Annotated in this window: 9 protein-coding genes, 3 tRNA genes and 2 riboswitches; of the genes, 7 read left to right on the forward strand and 5 right to left on the reverse strand. The window is 53.9% G+C overall.

What is annotated here, in order from left to right; genetic code table 11:
• Positions 1-224: 224 nt before the first annotated feature.
• The 3 genes from thrA to thrC are packed head-to-tail and all read left to right on the forward strand — an operon-like array spanning position 225 to position 4,948.
• Positions 225-2,675, forward strand: a complete 2,451-nt coding sequence (gene thrA / locus BM040_RS05135; RefSeq protein WP_092099379.1) for a bifunctional aspartate kinase/homoserine dehydrogenase I — start codon at positions 225-227, stop codon at positions 2,673-2,675.
• 18 nt (positions 2,676-2,693) lie between these two features.
• The gene (locus tag BM040_RS05140) at positions 2,694-3,647 is read left to right on the forward strand and encodes a homoserine kinase (RefSeq protein WP_092099380.1); all 954 of its coding nucleotides are present in this window, start codon (positions 2,694-2,696) and stop codon (positions 3,645-3,647) included.
• Positions 3,647-4,948: a threonine synthase gene (gene thrC / locus BM040_RS05145; protein WP_092099381.1), complete on the forward strand. Its 1,302-nt coding sequence runs from the start codon at positions 3,647-3,649 to the stop codon at positions 4,946-4,948. Before BM040_RS05140 ends, thrC begins: the two co-directional genes overlap by 1 nt.
• A 408-nt stretch (positions 4,949-5,356) precedes the next feature.
• Here the strand turns inward: thrC and BM040_RS05150 are convergent, their stop codons facing one another.
• Both BM040_RS05150 and BM040_RS05155 read right to left on the reverse strand, forming a co-directional pair.
• Positions 5,357-6,718, reverse strand: a complete 1,362-nt coding sequence (locus BM040_RS05150) for a RagB/SusD family nutrient uptake outer membrane protein (RefSeq protein ID WP_092099382.1) — start codon at positions 6,716-6,718, stop codon at positions 5,357-5,359.
• A 13-nt stretch (positions 6,719-6,731) separates the two neighbouring features.
• Positions 6,732-9,716: a SusC/RagA family TonB-linked outer membrane protein gene (locus BM040_RS05155; RefSeq protein ID WP_092099490.1), complete on the reverse strand. Its 2,985-nt coding sequence runs from the start codon at positions 9,714-9,716 to the stop codon at positions 6,732-6,734.
• Between the two features lie 458 nt (positions 9,717-10,174).
• Positions 10,175-10,278: riboswitch (SAM riboswitch) on the reverse strand.
• Positions 10,279-10,566: 288 nt separating this feature from the next.
• Positions 10,567-10,667, forward strand: a riboswitch (SAM riboswitch).
• 382 nt (positions 10,668-11,049) lie between these two features.
• On the opposite strand from BM040_RS05155, the gene BM040_RS05160 reads away from it, so the two are divergent.
• Positions 11,050-13,575 (forward strand): M14 metallopeptidase family protein, encoded by a 2,526-nt coding sequence (locus BM040_RS05160; RefSeq protein WP_245756102.1) that lies wholly within the window; start codon positions 11,050-11,052, stop codon positions 13,573-13,575.
• 159 nt (positions 13,576-13,734) lie between these two features.
• Here the strand turns inward: BM040_RS05160 and BM040_RS05165 are convergent, their stop codons facing one another.
• The 3 genes from BM040_RS05165 to BM040_RS05175 all read right to left on the reverse strand — a co-directional run bounded on the left by BM040_RS05165 (position 13,735) and on the right by BM040_RS05175 (position 17,147).
• Positions 13,735-15,036 (reverse strand): retropepsin-like aspartic protease, encoded by a 1,302-nt coding sequence (locus tag BM040_RS05165; protein WP_092099383.1) that lies wholly within the window; start codon positions 15,034-15,036, stop codon positions 13,735-13,737.
• Positions 15,037-15,246: 210 nt separating this feature from the next.
• Positions 15,247-16,179 carry a tetratricopeptide repeat protein gene (locus tag BM040_RS05170; RefSeq protein ID WP_092099384.1) on the reverse strand — a complete coding sequence of 311 codons (933 nt, stop codon included), beginning with the start codon at positions 16,177-16,179 and terminating at the stop codon, positions 15,247-15,249.
• The gene (locus BM040_RS05175) at positions 16,176-17,147 is read right to left on the reverse strand and encodes a VWA domain-containing protein (RefSeq protein ID WP_092099385.1); all 972 of its coding nucleotides are present in this window, start codon (positions 17,145-17,147) and stop codon (positions 16,176-16,178) included. Before BM040_RS05175 ends, BM040_RS05170 begins: the two co-directional genes overlap by 4 nt.
• Before the next feature lie 349 nt (positions 17,148-17,496).
• Here BM040_RS05175 and BM040_RS05180 point away from each other — a divergent pair.
• The 3 genes from BM040_RS05180 to BM040_RS05190 all read left to right on the forward strand — a co-directional run bounded on the left by BM040_RS05180 (position 17,497) and on the right by BM040_RS05190 (position 17,925).
• Positions 17,497-17,583: transfer RNA gene (locus tag BM040_RS05180), tRNA-Ser, on the forward strand.
• 123 nt (positions 17,584-17,706) lie between these two features.
• A tRNA-Pro gene (locus BM040_RS05185) sits at positions 17,707-17,780 on the forward strand.
• 71 nt (positions 17,781-17,851) lie between these two features.
• Positions 17,852-17,925: transfer RNA gene (locus tag BM040_RS05190), tRNA-Arg, on the forward strand.
• Positions 17,926-18,166 lie beyond the last annotated feature (241 nt).

The raw sequence follows: 18,166 nt of genomic DNA on the forward strand, positions 1-18,166 counted from the left end.
GAAAATAGTTTCCATATTACCGGCATGCAATCCATGAGCAACAACCTGTTTTCAACTACCATTATTATCTCCACCGGGATCATTACGATTACCGGGACAACAGGCTATTGCACATGGGGTAAGGAATATTATCGTAGTATGAGTTAGAAAAAACACATCATAACCTACAAAAAGGCCTTCCTCATTTCCTGAGGAAGGCCTTTTTGTTTTAACCCCTTTACAACATGAAAATCCTGAAATTCGGAGGTACCTCGGTCGGATCCGCGCAATCGATCAGCACCCTGGTGCAACTAGTTAAAGAGCAAAAGCAGCAGGACGAGGCAGTGGCCGTCGTCTGCTCGGCCATGAGCGGGGTGACTAACACCCTCTTACAGCTCGTGGCAGAAGCGTCGGCAGGCAAAGAATATGGGACCGGGCTAAAGACGATCGAGGACCGCCATTTTGCGCTGGTGAAGACCCTGTTGGAGGTAAAGCACCAGAATGTAGCCCTGCTGGGACTTCGGCTATACTTTAATGAGCTGGAAGAATTGCTGGCAGGAGTCCGGGCACTGGGCGAAGCTTCTCCCCGAACCAACGATCGGGTAGTGGCCTACGGCGAGCTCTGCTCCAACTACACCATCGCGCACGTGCTCAGGCAGCATGGGGTCAAGGCGGTGTTTGCCGATGCCCGCCAGCTCATCAGAACGGACAGCAACCATGGCAGCGCCGCCGTGGACGAAGCGCTGACAAACCAGCTCGTAAACGATTTCTTCAGCCAGCACCCCAGCGCCGTTCCCGTGATCACAGGTTTTATCGCCTCCGACCTGCACAGTAACACCACCACGCTGGGCCGTGGAGGCTCCGACTATACGGCCGCTCTGGTAGGCGCCGCTGTGGGCGCCGACCAGGTGCAGATCTGGACAGACGTGGATGGCTTCATGACAGCAGACCCGCGGCTGGTAAAGAAGGCTTTTCCACTCAAACAACTGTCTTACAACGAGGCCATTGAGCTTTCATACTTTGGCGCCAAGGTCGTGCACCCGCCTACCATGCTGCCGGCTATTGCCAAGGGTATCCCGATTGTGGTCAAAAACACCTTTAACCCCTCCTTTTCCGGGACCCTCATTGGCCCCAAAGCCTCTGTGAACGGCTCCCTGGTGAAAGGTATTACTTCTATTCCTGTAGTCAGCATGCTCACGGTGCAGGGTGGCGGTATGGTCGGGTACAAGGGCTTTAGCGGCCGCCTGTTCAGCGCCCTGGCCCAGGCAGGCGTAAACGTCATCCTCATCACGCAGGCCAGCTCGGAGCACAGCATCACCCTTGCCGTGTCACCAGCGGAGGCCCGGGCTGCCAGTACCGCCATTGAGGCAGAATTCGGGTATGAGCTGCTGTCCGGCAGGCTTTCCAAACCCACGGTAGAGGAAGGGTACAGCGTGATGGCTGTAGTCGGGGAGAACATGAAGCAGGCCATCGGACTGTCAGGCAAGCTCTTCAGCGCGCTCGGGCGCAGTGGCGTGAACATCAATGCTATCGCACAGGGCTCCTCTGAGCTTAACATCTCCGTCGTGGTGAGCAGCGAAGACCTGTCCAAGGCGCTGAACTCTGTGCACGACGCGCTTTTTCTGTCGCCTGTGAAAACGCTGAATGTATACTGCTGCGGCACCGGCAATATCGGCGCCACCCTGCTCCGGCAGCTGGAGCAGCACCAGGAGCACCTGCAGGCCAGCCGGCACCTGAGAATCAACCTGGCGGGCGTGTGCAACAGCCGACAGATGCTCTGGAACCGTGACGGCATCAGCCTTAAAAACTGGCAAGACGAGCTCGTGGAGAATGGGGAGCAGGCCGACCTGGAGCGCTTTATGGAGCAGGCGGTGTCTCTCAACCTGCCCAACTCCGTTTTTATAGACAACACCGGCAGCGCTGACGTGGCCAGTAGCTACAGGCAGTTATTCGAGCAGAGTTTCTCAGTCGTTACATGCAACAAAATCCGCAACTGCGGCACCTTCTCTGACTACTACAAGGACAAGCAGGTGGTGCGCAAGTATGGCGTGGACTATTACTTTGAGACAAATGTGGGTGCCGGCCTGCCGGTCATCAAGACACTCCACGACCTGCTTATCAGCGGAGACCAGGTGCTGAAGATAGAGGCCATTCTATCCGGCACTATCTCCTACATCTTCAACGAGTACAAAGGCGACAAAACTTTTGCAGCGGTCGTGCGGGAGGCGCAGCAGAAAGGCTTTACAGAACCCGACCCGCGGGATGATCTCAGCGGGCTGGACTTTGCCCGGAAAATGCTCATCCTGGCCCGCGAAACAGGGCTTCCGATGGAGCTGCCGGAGGTGCAGATACAACCTATTCTGCCGGAAAACTGCGTTGCTGCCCCTACGGTGGAGGCCTTTTACCAGGAGTTGGAAAAATCTGAACCTTACTTTGCCAGATTGAAAGAAGAAGCGGCGGCCTCAGGGAAAGTACTGCGCTACATCGGCTCGCTGGAGGATGGAAAGGTAAAGATAGCGCTGGTCATGGCCGGTCCCGAACACCCCTTCTTTGGCCTTTCCGGCAGCGACAACATCATCTCCTTTACCACAGAGCGCTACCGGCTAAACCCGATGGTGATCAAAGGGCCAGGTGCCGGCGCCGAGGTAACGGCCGCCGGGGTATTGGCAGACTTGGTACGGGTGGCAGCTTATTAACCTTAAAAAGAAGAACACATGAAATCAATAAAAGTATTTGCCCCGGCCACTGTCGCCAACCTGAGCTGCGGCTATGATGTGCTGGGCCTTGCCGTGCATGCGCCTGGCGATGAAGTGATCATGCACCTCAACAACAGCGGACAGGTGACACTGGACGTGCTGGAGGGTGACGAAGGACGCTTGCCCCGAAACCCCGAGAAGAATACGGTGAGCGCCGTGGTCATCAGCTACCTTCGGCACTTAGGGGTAACGCAGGGAGTGAGCATTGAGCTCTACAAGCTGATGCCCTTTGGCAGTGGCCTGGGCTCCAGCTCCGCCAGTGCTGTGGCCGGACTGGTGGCAATAAATGAGCTAATGGGGCAGCCCCTGACGAGAGAAGAACTGCTGCCTTTTGCCATGGAGGGGGAACGGCTGGCCTGTGGCAACGCCCATGCCGATAACGTGGCTCCTGCCCTGCTGGGCGGCCTGGTGCTGGTGCGCAGCTACCATCCACTGGATGTGGTCCGGCTGCCGGTACCGCAGGGACTATCCTGCGCATTAGTATACCCGCATGTAGAAATTCCCACACGGGAGGCGCGGCAGATTCTCAAGACGCACATCCCGCTTCGGGATGCTGTGACGCAATGGGGTAACGTGGCAGGTCTGGTGGCGGGCTTTTGTACCAGCGACCTGGGCCTGATCAGCCGGAGCATGCAGGACGTGGTGATAGAACCCATGCGCGCCATGCTCATCCCCTGCTTCGATGAACTGCGGCAGCTTGCGCTGGAGCAGCAGGCGCTCGGCTTTGGTATCTCCGGCTCCGGCCCCTCTGTATTTGCACTTTGCAGCAGCCTCGCCGTTGCCCATAAGGTAACAGCCGCCTTAGAGGCAAAGCTATCCGAGGCGGGCATCGGCAGCACCGCCTATGTCTCGGAGATAAACTTGCAGGGGCCAGTAGTAAAAAACGTTCAACCTGTTTTAGCCAAAGCATAATGTTATATAGCAGCACTAGCCGACTAACAACACACGTACCTCTGGAGAAGGCGGTATTAAAAGGGCTGGCCGATGATGGAGGCCTTTACATGCCTGCGTCTGTCCCTGTGCTCCCACCGGCTTTCCTGGAAAGCCTGCACCAGCTTTCTCTCCAGGAAATAGCTTATACCGTCGCCTCTGCATTTCTGCAGGAAGATGTTCCGGCTCAGGTTCTAAAATCTTTGGTGGAGGAAGTCCTGAACTTCGAGATTCCGCTGGTCAAGGTGGAAAAGGATATCTATAGCCTGGAGCTGTTCCATGGCCCGACCATGGCGTTCAAGGATGTGGGCGCCCGCTTTATGTCGCGGCTGATGGCCTACTTCACCCGGGGTAAAAACGAGGCGTTGAAAGTGATCGTGGCTACCTCCGGCGATACGGGCAGCGCCGTGGCGGCCGGATTCCACCAGGTGCAGGGTATACAGGTATACATCCTTTACCCAAAAGGAAAGGTAAGCCCACTGCAGCAAAAGCAGCTCACCACCTGGGGCGATAATATCACGGCCATTGAGGTTGAAGGCACGTTTGACGATTGCCAGCGATTGGCCAAGCAGGCACTGGCCGACCAGGAGCTCAACCAGCGTCATCTGCTCACCTCGGCCAACAGCATCAACATTGCACGGCTCATCCCACAGTCGTTCTATTACTTTTATGCGTATGGCCAGCTGCAGCAGCAGGATAAGCCTATCGTGTTCAGCGTACCCAGCGGCAATTTCGGTAACCTGACTGGTGGCTTGCTCGCCGCCGCCATGGGTTTACCGGTACACCGTTTCATCGCCGCCACCAATGCTAACGATGTCGTGCCGCAGTACCTCCAGACCGGGGTATACGCACCCAAGCCCTCCGTGCAAACCATCAGCAATGCCATGGACGTAGGCAGCCCCAGCAACTACGCCCGCATGGAAGCCTTATTTAGTGGAGAGCTGGAGCAGTTCCGCCGTCGCATCGCTGGCTATACTTTCACCGATGAGGAAACCCAAAAAACCATACGGGAGGTGTACCAGCGGAACGGCTACCTCCTGGACCCGCACGGAGCAGTAGCCTTCAGCGGAGCCCGGAAACTCCTTTCCCAAACCAAGGAACCAACCATTGCCGTCTTTCTGGAAACAGCGCACCCGGCCAAATTCAGGGAAGTCATGGAAGATACGTTGGGAGAGGCTATTGCCATACCTGCCAAGCTACAGCGATTTGCGGAAAAGCAGGAACACATCGTGCCGATGCAGAATAGCTTTGAGGAGTTGAAGAGTATACTTTCGGAAGTATAAAGGAAGAGGGATGGCCCACTTAAGTGTCAAGATGCACCGTTTATGGTACCAAATCGCAAGGATGATATATGTTTACCCGGAGGCTTGCCAATTGACAGGGCCTTGTCCGGGAGGGAAAACCTACGTCCTTTAGCCTTTTTCAAAAATTACAGCCTGACCTGTTCCGAAGCAACTCGATTCCTCTTTAGCCGGGGTTTCTACCTGGGACATGGTTATAAACCTTGCAGCTCCTGACCAATTGCACCTGATCTCCTTCAAAAAATGGCAATGGATGCTGGTTTAGCTTTCCCCTTAATTAAATAGAGAATGGCTAATCCAGCATCCACAGATGCCACGCAGCAGAACACTTGTCTGCCCTTACAATAGACTGACCGCCTCACTTTAGTCGGCCAGTCTATTTAGGTTAAATCAGTAACCGGGGTTCTGCTCTTCCGGTCCCAGATCCGGATCAGCCAGAATTTCGCTGTTAGGAATCGGGAACAGGAATTTGTTCTGGTCACTGATACCCAACACTGTTTCGGCCCTGCCAGTCCGTATCAGGTCAAACCAGCGGTGGCCCTCAAAGGCCAGTTCTACTTCCCGCTCCTGTTCCACGGCCAGCAGGGCTGCGTTCAGATCAGCTAGAACCAGCGGGGTAAGGTCAGCTCTTTTGCGAACTTCGTTCAGGTCCGACAATCCAGCCAGCAAGTTACTTTGCTTCAGCCTGGCCTCAGCCCGAATGAGGTACTGCTCAGCAATGCGCAGTATAAAGGCACCGTCCTCGCCAGTGGCAATTTTGCTATACTTTTGCCCGTACACAGTCTCCTTGCCGTTATCTACCTGCGAACCCAAAACAGCGCTTCGGGAGCCACCTACCTGTGGGTTGCGTAAGTCCTGAATGATACTGGCCGAAGGCTTCCACTCGTAGCGGCCGCCTTTGCTGCTGGTCAGCCAGTAGTTGGCGTGCGAGTTCCGGTCAGAGTTATCGTACACCAGTTCCAGGATGCTCTCTTCGGTAAGCTTACCTTTGTAAAACGCGCTGTATGGTTTTATCAGGCTGGCCTTGCCGCTGTTGATCACAAGCGTGCTATATTCCTCGGCTTTCTCCCAGTTCTGCTGGTACAAGTATAACCTGGCCTTCAGCGCCCAAACTGCCTCCTTTGAAGCCCTGGCACGGGAAGTGAGCGAAGGCAGGAAAGCTTCTGCCTGGTCCAGGTCGGCCAGCACCTGCCCGTAGGTTTGCTGCAGGGTAGCCCGCTTGATGCCCGCACCGCTGTTCTTATCAATTGTTGGCTTGAGCACGAGCGGCACTCCGCCCCAGGCGCGGCCCAGGTCGAAGTAGGAAAGGGCCCGCAGGAAATACGCCTCCCCCAGGATCTTCTGGCGCTGGGCCTCCGTCAGGTTGCGGTCCTCGATAGCAGGCACTTTGTCGATGAGGTTGTTCGACACGTTGATCACCCGGTAGATCTGGCTCCATACCGATTTAAGGGAGCTGTTCTCAGCCGGAATGGCGTTCAAATCAAACTGCTGGTAAAAGTTGTAGGAGCCGGACCAGTCTACTTCGTCGGCAGACAGATACGCCAGGGCCGGGTACTCGAAGCCGTAGTAATTGTTGCTCTGCAGTTCGCTATAGGCACCTAACAGGGCCGCTTCAGCGCTGCGTTTGTCGGTGATGGCCTGAGCTGTGGAAACGTCCAGCCTTGGCTCTGGCTCCAGGATGTTGTCGCAGCCAGAGAGCGATACCAGCAGGGCCAGCGCGAGTACTTTATAGTTGGTCAATATTTTCTTCATGATAATTGCCTGATTAGAAACTAACATTTAAACCTGCCTGGAACGAGCGGGGCTGCGGTACGACGGCGTGGTCGATGCCACGCACGTTCTGATTGTTGCCGGCTACGTTCACTTCCGGATCCAAGCCGCTGTAGTTGGTCAGGGTCCAGAGGTTAGTGCCCGAGACATACACGCGCAGGCTGGAAATTTTATACTTGCTCAGGGCGGCAGAAGGCACCGTGTAACCCAGCGTTACCGAGCGCAGGCGCAGGAACGAGCCATCCTCGATGAAGCGGCTGCTTGGCAAGGTATAGTTGTTGCCTTTTTTGGTCAGGCGTGGCATGTCTGTCATGTCGCCCGTCTGCTGCCAACGGTTCAGTTGGCCTGGCAGGTAAGAGATGGAGCCATTACGTGTGCCCCCGTGCTCCATAAAGTAACGGTTCAGGTTCAGGATCTCGTTGCCATACTCCCCATAGATTAAGGCACCCAGATCAAAATTCTTGTATCGCACCGTGTTATTCAGGCCACCAAAAAAGTCCGGGGCGGCATTGGCCACAATCTGGCGGTCAGCCACCGTAATGCTACCATTCTGGTCCACGTCGTCGTACACGGCGTCGCCGGTCTGTGGGTCTACGTACAGCTGCTTGTACACCCAAAAGTCATACACCGAGCCGCCTTCTTCCATCCGTACCCAATCGCGGGAGTGCTGGTTAATCGGAATCGGGAGCTTTTCGATCTTATTCACATTGCGGGCAATATTCAGGCTGGTGGTCCAGGTGAGGTCCTCGCGTTCGATGTTGGTGGTAGAGATGTTGAGTTCTACACCTTTGTTGCTGATCTCTCCCAGGTTTTCGAACACGCTGCTAAAGCCGGTTTTAGACGCCACCGGTACTTCCAGGAGCAGGTCTTTGGTATACTTGTTATAGTAGTTGGCCTCCACTTTCAGGCGGTTTTGGAGCAGCCCCAGGTCCAGGCCGATATTCCACTGACGCGTGGTCTCCCACTTCAGGTCCGGGTTGGCCAGTTGCTGGTGGCTGATGCCCGGCAGGCCCTCATAGTTGCGGCCCGCTCTCCATAGCCCGAGCGAAGCAAAGTCGTTTATGCCGTTCTGGTTACCCGTCACGCCGATGTTGGCGCGCAGCTTGATCAAATCGAAAGGCAGGTCTTGGGCAAAGGCTTCCTCGGAAATGATCCAGGAAGCACCCAGCGACGGGAACACGCCCCAGCGGTTGGAAGTGCCGAAACGGGAGGAGGCGTCGGCACGCACGCTGCCGTCGATGCTGTACCTGTCCTTGAAAGTATAGCCGGCGCGGGAGAAGAACGATATCAACCCGTTCTGGCTGGAGTTGGTTGAAGCCGTCTGCAAAGACGAGGAGGCAATCTCCTGGAAGTTGTCGCTCGGGAAATTGCGGCCAGTCAGCGAGAGGAAGTTATACTTGGTCTGCTGCACCGTGTTACCCAAGATCACGTTCAGGAAGTGGTCGTTGCCGAGGCGCTTGTTGTAGGTAAGCAGCTGCTCGTTAATGAGCGTTACCAGCTTGCTTTCGCTGCGGCTGGCGTTACCTGCCGGCAGGCCCACGCTGATCTGCGTGTTGTTGTATACTTTGTCGGCATACGCATTGTAGTCGATGCTCCAGTTCGACTTGAGGGTCAGCCCGTCCAGGATCTCATACTCCCCGTAGAGGTTGGAAATCAGGCGGCTGCTTTCGCCCTGGATGTTAAGGTTCTCGATCAGGGCCAGGTGGTTATCGAAGATTGAGTGACGCGCGTAGCTGCCATCTTCGTTAAACACCGGCAGGTAAGTAGGCACGTACAAAGCCGAGTTAATCACGCCCTGAGCGCTGTCGTCGTTGCGGCTCTGGTTGCGCTTGCTATACGAGATGGAGGTGCTGGTACCGATGGTCAGGCGCTTGTTTACCAGATGGTCGTAGTTGAACCGGCCACTGAAACGCTCGAACTCTGCCGGCTTCACGATGCCTTCCTGCTTAAAGTACCCGCCGCCCAGAAAGAAGCGGTTGGATTCGCCGCCGCCCGAGGCCGATAGGTCATAGCTCTGCGTAGTTGCTGTCTGGAACACATCCGGAATGCGGGAATAGGTGGTCTGCTCTTCCGGCAAACCTAAGCCGCCTTCGCTCCTAGGGCGAAATGGCAGGGTGGACAGGCTACCCCCATCGTTAAGATGCGTTTCGTTGATGAGCTCCGCTTCCTGCTGCGCGTTCACGGTTTCATAGATCTTGGGCGCCTTCGCAACGCCAAAATAAGTCTGGAAATTGATGCGCGTGCCGGCATTGGTTTTGCCGCGCTTCGTAGTGATGAGCACGACGCCGTTTGCGCCACGCGCACCGTAAATCGCCGTGGCGTTCGCGTCCTTCAGTATTTCGATGCTTTCGATGTCTGCCGGGTTCAGGTCAGCCAGCGGGTTGGTCGTTTGCCCGCCCAGGCTCAGGCCTGAAAGGGACAGGTTGTTAATAAACACACCGTCGACCACGTAAAGCGGCTCGTTGCTGGCATTAATCGAGGTATTGCCCCGGATACGCACGAAGATACCTCCCCCGGGCGTGCCGCTAGCGGCCGCTATCTGCACCCCCGACGCTTTTCCCTGCAACAGTTGGTCCGGGGACGGAGCCGGTATGCCTTTCAGCTCCTGTGGGTTAACCGAGGTCACGGCGCTGGAAACAGCCTTCTGCGACTGTGTACCGTAACCTACAACCACCACTTCCTCCAGGGCTTTGGTGTCTTCCTGCAAGGTTACGTTCAAGGCCTGGCCTTCTGCTTTTATTTCTTTTAAAGTATAGCCCAGGCTGGAAATGATAAGCGTCTGGCCATTTTCAACTGGCAGGTTAAAGCTGCCGTCCACACCGGTTACGGTGCCTTTGTCAGTGCCTTTTATCTGCACGCGGGCCCCGATCAGGGGCTCACCGGTTTTGGCGTCTTTCACTGTGCCCTGTGTTAGGGTGCTTTGTGCCAGCACACTGCCACCGAAGGCCAGCAAGAGGCCCAGCGAGAGTAGCAGCCGCACAAGTTTGGATATAGTATATGTTTGCATTTTAGCGTTAATAATTAGACAAAGTATTCCCATGCTGCAAATGGGAAGTTTGCAGTAATGGCAAATTATAGAAAAGGATTTATGGGATTAGTGCAACTACTGCGCTAGCAACAACAGTTGCACATGCACATTCGCTGGTGAACCGGCGTGAAAGAGGAAGAAATGAACCTCCGGAAAGCATAGGCCAGTGCATAAAGGCATGGCGTAATCTGGGGTAGATGATTGCCCATGATCAAACAAGATTAAAAAAATGGGTAGAAAAGAATACGAAGAAGTTGCTGCACCGGCAGGGTGCTTTTAGCTGCAAACAGAGAAATGGTTGGAGCTTAACAACAACAGCTATAACAACACATCAGGGCAGCGGGCGCTGCTTCAAATGATAAAACGGTTGTCAAAAATGCTGGTTTGGTGTGCTGTGCGTTCATGCGTTCAATTTATATGTCCCAAAATTGGGCAGGAGTTAGCACCTTTTCAGTATGACTGCTGGTTGCTAGAGGTTCACGGAGCCTGCTCTCTTCCCTCTTCTTTATAAATCTTGATAAAGATGCTGCAAAGGTAAGGGCAGGATTTTTAGTGATGCAAGCTTTTTGTCAAAATTATTTTCATTTTAAAATTAAATCAGACGATTCAGAACCACCTTGGAAGGCATCTTGCTAAAACACAAAACTACTTAAAAGCAACTCCTCCCCCCTTTTTCGGGTGATTCACCTGTTTGTTTCCGGTTGCAAAGAACATCCGATAACTGGTATGAAATGTCATTGGTGAAATGAAACCCTAAAAAAATATTTGGAATTCTGAATGTCGCGGGCATACCTTTGCCATGAATTTATACCGAAGAAGCGAGAGAGCAGGCTCCATGACCTTCTAGCAACCAGTTGATGAACCAGGTGCTACGTCCTGCCCAATTTTTGGGAACTATAAGTTTTACATCATGCAAACAGTCTACAGCTCCTTTCCGGGGCGCACGGGTTTCTTCATCTCTTTCCTGAGCATTACCTCCTACTCGCTTTCCTGCTGTTGTAGCAAGTAACCTTTTGGCTTCGGCAGTTGCCAGCCGACACGGCAAGTACCCTCTCAAGTCTTTAGGAACAAGGAGCGTTTGGTTGCGTTTGCAGGCTTTCTGCCTGCTACCTCCTCGCTCACCTGCTTCAGAGCCAGCCTTTTCAACCTGTTTATTCAGACAAGGCATCTGCGCCTGGTCCTTCTTTCATCTATATTTGAACTCACCATGCATTCCAACTCCCGGAGGCCTGCTTTAGGGCTTCTCTTCACTCTCGTCTTATGGGCATTTGCTGCGCTGCCATTGTTGGCGCAGAACAGCTACTACTTTCCCAAAACCAAAAACTTTGATCCGAAAATTCCGACGCCGGAGCAATTCCTGGGCTACGGCATCGGGGAGCGGCAAACGCGCTATGACCGCGTGGTGGCTTACCTGCAGGAGCTAGACCGGGTGTCCGATAAGGTGCGCATCGAGACCATTGGGTATACTTACGAGCACCGCCCGCAGGTGATTGTCACCATCACCTCGCCGGAGAACCACGGCCAGTTGGAGCAGATCCGCCAGGAGCACCTGCAACTAACCGATCCGGCCAAGGCGGCGCCAGCCCTTACCAACATGCCGGTGCTGGTGCATCTGGCCTACAACGTGCACGGCAATGAATCGTCCAGCACTGAAGTATCCCTGCTCACAGCGTATTACCTGGCGGCCAACCAGGATCCGGAAACCCAGCGCTACCTCAAAGAATCAGTGGTTTTCATCGAACCGGCCCAGAACCCCGATGGTCGTGACCGCCACACCAACTGGGTCAGCATGCACCAGGGCAACCCCGCCGTAAGCGACCCCGCTGACCGAGAGCACAACGAAGTATGGCCAGGCGGCCGTGGCAACCACTACTGGTTCGACCTGAACCGTGACTGGCTGCCGCTGGCGCACGTGGAAAGCCGCAACCGCATGGAGTTTTACCACAAGTGGCTGCCCAACGTGTTCATCGATTTTCATGAGATGGGCACTAACTCGACTTACTACTTTGAGCCGAGCAAACCCTACAGTTCGGAAAACCGCCTGATCCCACGCAGCACCTACGACGGACTGAATGTATTAATGGCCAGGTACCATGCCGAGGCGCTGGATGAGCTGGGTTCGCTATACTTTACCAAGGAGCAGTACGACAACATTTACCCGGGCTACGGTTCTACTTATCCGGATTTTCAGGGAGGGGTAGGCATTACGTTTGAGCAGGCCAGTTCCCGGGGCAACAAGCAGGAGCACTCCTTGGGCGTGCTCACCTTTGCCTTCACCATCCGCAACCACCTGACCACTGGTCTGGCCACGGTAAAAGCAGCCGTCGAAAACCGTGAGACGCTGCTCAGGCATCAGCGCGAGTTCTACGAGTCGGCCTTGGCCGACGGACGCAGGAACGGGGTGCGGGCATACATCTACGGTGAGAATTACGACGCCACCCGGTTGCGCAAGTTCACCGAGCTTTTGCTGGCCCACCGCATTGAAGTGTATGAACTGGAGAAATCACAACGTATAAACGGGCAGCAGTTCGAGAAAGGCAAGGCCTACGTTGTGCCAACCGAACAGCCCCAATACCGCCTGGTGGAGTCCATTTTTGCCAAAACAAAAGAGTTTGACGACAGCGTGTTTTACGACGCATCGACCTGGACGCTGGCACTGGCTTATAACCTGCCGCACGCAGGCCTGAAGGCTAAGGGAGCATTGGGCAAACGCATTACCGAACTGGCGCCTCTAACACCTAACGTACCAGCGCAAAGCCACTATGCGTACCTGCTGGATTGGGCAGACTATAACGCGGCCGGTGCTTTGTACCTGCTGCAGGACAAAGGCGTGATCACGCAAACGATCTTTAAACCGTTTACAGCCTCCACCTCCTCCGGACCTAAAGCCTACCAGCCTGGCACGATTACCATACCGGTGGCGTCGCAACAGATCTCTTCTGATTCGTTATATAAAGTGATAACAGAGGTCGCGCAGCTAAAGCAGATCAGCTTTGAGTCAGTGAAGACTGGCCTGAGTTTGAACGGCATTGACCTGGGCAGCAACAACATCCAGACGCTGCGCAAGCCAGAGGCGCTACTGCTCACCGGCCAGGGTATCACCTCGTATGAGGCTGGCGAAGTATGGTTTCTGCTCGACGAGCAGCTCCACATGCCTATCTCCAAAGTGGATCTGGCTTCCTTTCCACGCCTGAGCCTGCGCCGCTACAACACCATCGTGCTGGTAAGCGGCATGTACAACAGCCTCGACAAAGCCTCGGTGGAAAAACTCAAGCGCTGGGTGACAGATGGGGGCACGCTGATTACCTTCAAGTCGGCTGCGGAGTGGGCCATCAAACAAGGGCTGGCGCAGGGCAAGGCCATACCCGCCCAAGACACAGCCAGCAATGCTGCGCGCATTGATTTTGCCGATGCCCGCCCGACAGAGGGAGCCAAATCGGTAGGAGGCTCGATTTATGAGGTTGACCTGGATACCTCACACCCATTGGGCTTTGGCTTTACTAACCGTAAGCTGCCGGTGTACCGCAACAGTACCACCATTCTGGCGCCTGCCAAAAACCCTTACAGCACAGTGGCTCAGTATACGAATGAGCCGTGGCTGAGCGGCTATGTATCGAAGGCCAACCTGAACAAGATCAAAAATTCAGCGGCGCTGCTGGTCAGCGATCAGGGGCAGGGCCGCGTGATCCTGTTCTCAGACAACCCGAACTTCCGCGGCACCTGGTACGGCACCAACCGCCTGTTCTTTAATGCTCTTTTCTTCGGATCGGTGATTAAAACACCTGGCACGGCAGTGGCAACTGAACACTAGGAATCTTGCAGCCTGGAGCGATTACACGATAAGCCAAGCGTTATATTAGCTCCTGTACAGATAGAAAGAGCCTGCACTTATAAGTGCAGGCTCTTTCTATCTGTATGAACATTCATTAGCAACTCTTTCCTGCTAACAATCCAGGCTCCTGTATCCACGCTACTCAAAGGCGACGTAGGCTCCCTCAAAGGAGATTGTCATGGTTCTAAATTGCCTAATGAAGTCCTGGCCGATGATGCCAAAATAAATCTCCCCGTTCGTAGAGATAGGATCCTGGCTGACAAACACCTTTTTCAGGCTGACGGGCTTCCCGCTCAGGAAGAAGGTAAGCTCCGGCACTTCATACCCTTTTAGCACCAGACCGCCACCCGTGCCTTCTGCCTTAAGTTCCTGCGAAGTGCCCTCTGCCTCTACAGTGGGTTTATACCTCTTGAAAAAGTTATCGCTCAGCTTCGTCCTGTCAGCGCCCGTATCAAAAGTATAGGGGAGCTCTTCGCCGTTGAAAGAAAGGTAAATCACCGGCTTGAGCCCGTCAATAATCATGTTGGGTTTTACATCCCTCTTCGCTTTCTCCCCATTAACCGTGAGCTGCGTCCGGTCGGTAAAGGTTAAGGTCCCGAAATGGCTGATAATGGGAAAGCCTATGATACCATTTATCTTGTAAAAGCCCCCTCCAAAGCTTAAGGCACTGTCAGGGAAGACCAGGAACACGGCATTGGAAACCTCAATGCCCCCGACGCGAAACCGCTCCCCTAGCGCCAGTTTCACAGGCGTAGCCAGGCCGGTAATGCCACTCTTCACAGGTATCGTCGAATCACTCACAATTTCAAAGCCCAATTCTTTGGCATAACTCTCAGACAGTACGGATAAACCGGCCCCCGAATCAAATACCATGTCGTGCACCTGTTCCCCTACCTGCACCGGAATGTTTAACAGGCCTGCTTTGTCCTTCTTTAACTGGATCTCCAAACCGCGAACCTTCTCCACCACTTGCGAAGGCACGCCGGAGAGCAGCCTCCAGATCTTTAGCGCCTCTGCTTCCTCCTGGTACTCCTCCGGCGTGAAAAACGCCCTGTAGGTAGAAAGCAGCAGGGTTCCTGTCCGGGCAGCGCTTTGGTAATCAAATAGCTTTATATGGTTGTCGTAGGCGGTTTTCAAGGCAACATAAGACAAGGTATCCTCGGCTGACAGGTTTGTAGCACCTGCCTTGGCAGACCTGAGAAGTTTGTTTGACTTTTTTGCCTTCCCGTAGGCATTGTAAACCGTTGCCTGATATATTTGTCTCGTCTTCCTGTCAAGCTGCCCGTTGTCCCGGATCAACTGGGAAAGGGCCGAAAGGTCTTTCCGTCGGTAAAGGCCATACGGCTCATGCGTTTGCCCGAACAAGGAGCTTAAAGAAATGAATAAGAGCAGAAAGAGCAGAACGCCACCCTTGGAGGCATTACCTAATGTACGTTTCATAGTTTTATCATTGTATAGCGTAACGGAGCAAATATGCACTGAGGGAACAGCCTGTAAAAGTAAGCCTTACAAGTCTTACTACGAATCGAACCAACTACTATAGCAGCAACAGACTGTCCGGGTATTTCAGTACCTCATTTCGCAAAAGGACACGATGCTGAACGCACTTCATGATTCAAAGTAAAGCTTTGCTTTCTGCAGCGGGGCATCTTACCAGTCGGGTTTGCTACGGTCTGGCTGTTTAGTACTTTGCTTGGGAAGTTGCTGGATGTACTGCATCTCCGCGTTGCGCATAGCATCCAGCAACAGTCGGGCTTTCTCCGGACTCATGTTAGCCTGGCGCAGGCGGGCGCGGCGCGTTTGCGCCATTTCATCCTCGGCAGAGATTCCTTCTGCACTGCCTTTGTGCTGCTGGCCGTTCTTATCGAAGGGATTGTCCTGCTTCTGGCCCCGCTCATCGCCTTCTTCCTCTCCGGTGGCCTCTTCACGCTCCTTCTCGCCCTGCGGCTGCTCCTGGCTTCCTGCGGGCTGCTGTTCCTGTCCATTCTGATCGGGCTCAGGATTGTCTATTTCCTCTTGCTGGTCGCCTTGCTCATCAGGGTTTTGCCTTGGTTTGGGGCTATCGGCAGTGGCGGGTGGCGCAGGCTTCTGATCCATACTTCCGGCCGTATCTTCCACTGGTTCCTCCTCTATGCCAGCCTCGGGGTTTAGCAGCAGGTACTTTTTCAGAAGCTCAAAGTTATACCGGGCTGCCTCGTTGCCTGGTTCTGTTACCAGCGCTTGCTTGTATAGGGCTAGCGCCCGCTTATACTTTTTCTGGCGGGTATAGATATTGCCCAGCTGCAGGTGGGCGAGTGCGCGCAGCTTCGGCTGCGGATGGTCGGCCAGGTATTGGTATGCGGCTGTAGCCTGTGGCAGTAAACCCGCTTGGTAGTAAGAGTGCGCCAGGTTGAGGCGCAGCTGGTCGTCATCCACATTCAGGTCCTCCAGCAGGTAATTGTAGGAGGCGATGGCCTCAATAAAGTCCTGGCGCTTGTAGGCGACGGCGGCTTCCTGCGTGTGCTGGTTGATGCGCGTGACAATGGAAATCCCCCCGCTGAAGAGGCTCACCAAAAGTATAGCTGCCAGTGTAAGGCCTTTCATATCCGGATAAGTTTTACGGTGATCAGGATGTCCAGCAGGATGAGGAACAGGGCCAGCGCCAGCGGGTATACATACTTATTGGCGGTCACATCGATGGTTTTACTCTCGCGCAGCTCGCCCTCTATGTTATTGATGGCGCTGATGAGCTTGCTTGTTTCGCTCACCCGGTCATTCACCTCAAAATATGCACCATCCGTTAACTCTGCCAGTTGCTCCAGGGGCTCCGGCTTCAGTTTTGTTATCACCTCCCTGCCTTCCTGGTCGGTTTTGAAGGCTTGCCCTGCCGGGATGCGGCCTCCCTCCGTTGTGCCGATTCCGAGAGCATACACCCGTATGTTTTCCCGCTGCAGTTGCCCAGCCAGCCTCGTTACATCACTGCCAAAATCCTCCCCGTCGCTAATGAGCACCAGCACCCGTGCCTTTTGCTCTTCCTCGGCGGTGTTAGAGCGCTGCCGGAGTTTATCCAGGGCCAGCTCCAGCACCGGGACATAGCTGGTGCCGGTGTGGGGGAGCAGGCTGGTGCGCAGCGTCTGGGTATAGAGCTGCAGGGCATTCTGGTCGTAAGTGAGCGGGCTTTGGATGTGTGCCTCGTCAGAGAAAACCATTAGCCCGATACGGTCGGAGTTAAAGCGGGAGATTAGGCGCTGTGTGACGTGTTTTGCCCTCTCCAGCCTCGAGGGCTGCACATCCGTCGCATCCATGGAAAGCGAAAGATCCACGGCGATGTAAAGGTCCTTACCTATGGTACGGATCTCCTTTTTCATGGCACCGAAAGAGGGGCCGAGGATGGCAACGATAAGGAGCACCAGGTACAGGTGGCGTAGCACAAACTTAAACCAGACGCCGTGCGGCCGTTGCTTAAAGAACAGCGCCACCCTGCGCACACGCAACAGATAGCCGGTGTACAACACCAGAAAGGCAGCGCCAAGCAGTAGCTCCAGCAAGGTCAGGCTCTGATACCAAGTCATTATAAAGTAGTTAAAGTGCGGCGCCAGATTATGAACAAACCCGTGCCACAGCTACAAATATACTAAACCGGTACCATACTGCAGCGGAGGGTCATTTTTTCGGTGGTGAGAAGCTAAGTATAAAAATGTCCTTTTCGATAACCGCAATTGGGCAAAGGGAGGGTATAGGAGGGCCTTTCTAAAAATTTCTAAATATTTTTCTCAAATGAAGGGCTGATGGATCAATGACTTAGCTTTTGAGCGGGGAGGGGAGTTGAAATGTTTCGCGTGAATTTTGCGGAAGGGTATTGCGTTGTACAGAACGATGTAGTATGTTTGCAGTCTCTTAAGCAGTAAGAGAATTTTCCACGGAGAGGTGGGTGAGTGGCTTAAACCAGCAGTTTGCTAAACTGCCGTACTGGAAACGGTACCGGGGGTTCGAATCCCCCCCTCTCCGCAGCAAGATGATGATGAAAAAAAGTTAAAAAAAACTTTTGCTAATCTGAAATCTTCCTTAGTTTTGCATCGCAATCAGATAACACGGTTCAAACACCGGAAAATCCGAAAGCGAACCATAGTTCGGGGTGTAGCGTAGCCCGGTATCGCGCCACATTTGGGATGTGGAGGTCGTAGGTTCGAATCCTGCCACCCCGACTAAAAAATTTCGGAAGAGATTCCGAAATTTTTTGTTTAAGGGTAGAGCATCCGCTCTCCTTACAAACGCTGGTCTCGTAGCTCAGCTGGATAGAGCAACTGCCTTCTAAGCAGTAGGTCTTTGGTTCGAATCCAAACGGGATCACCTGAAAATCAAGCACTTATAAGCTAAAACTTATAGGTGCTTTTTTTATTTCCACACATTTTGCCGAGGGCAGTATCATACGTGCCTCCAACTCTTACTTCGGGCAAGGTTTATTATCACAGTCTGGCCTTAAGTATCGCTAAGCAGGCCGAGTTCCATAAAGCAGGGATCTTACTGCTAATTCTCTTTTAATGCTTAAGTTGTCGGGATTGTACTTGCAATTTAAAAACCAATCGGTTTA

The sequence above is a fragment of the Pontibacter chinhatensis genome (assembly GCF_900113285.1).
Classification (GTDB): domain Bacteria; phylum Bacteroidota; class Bacteroidia; order Cytophagales; family Hymenobacteraceae; genus Pontibacter; species Pontibacter chinhatensis.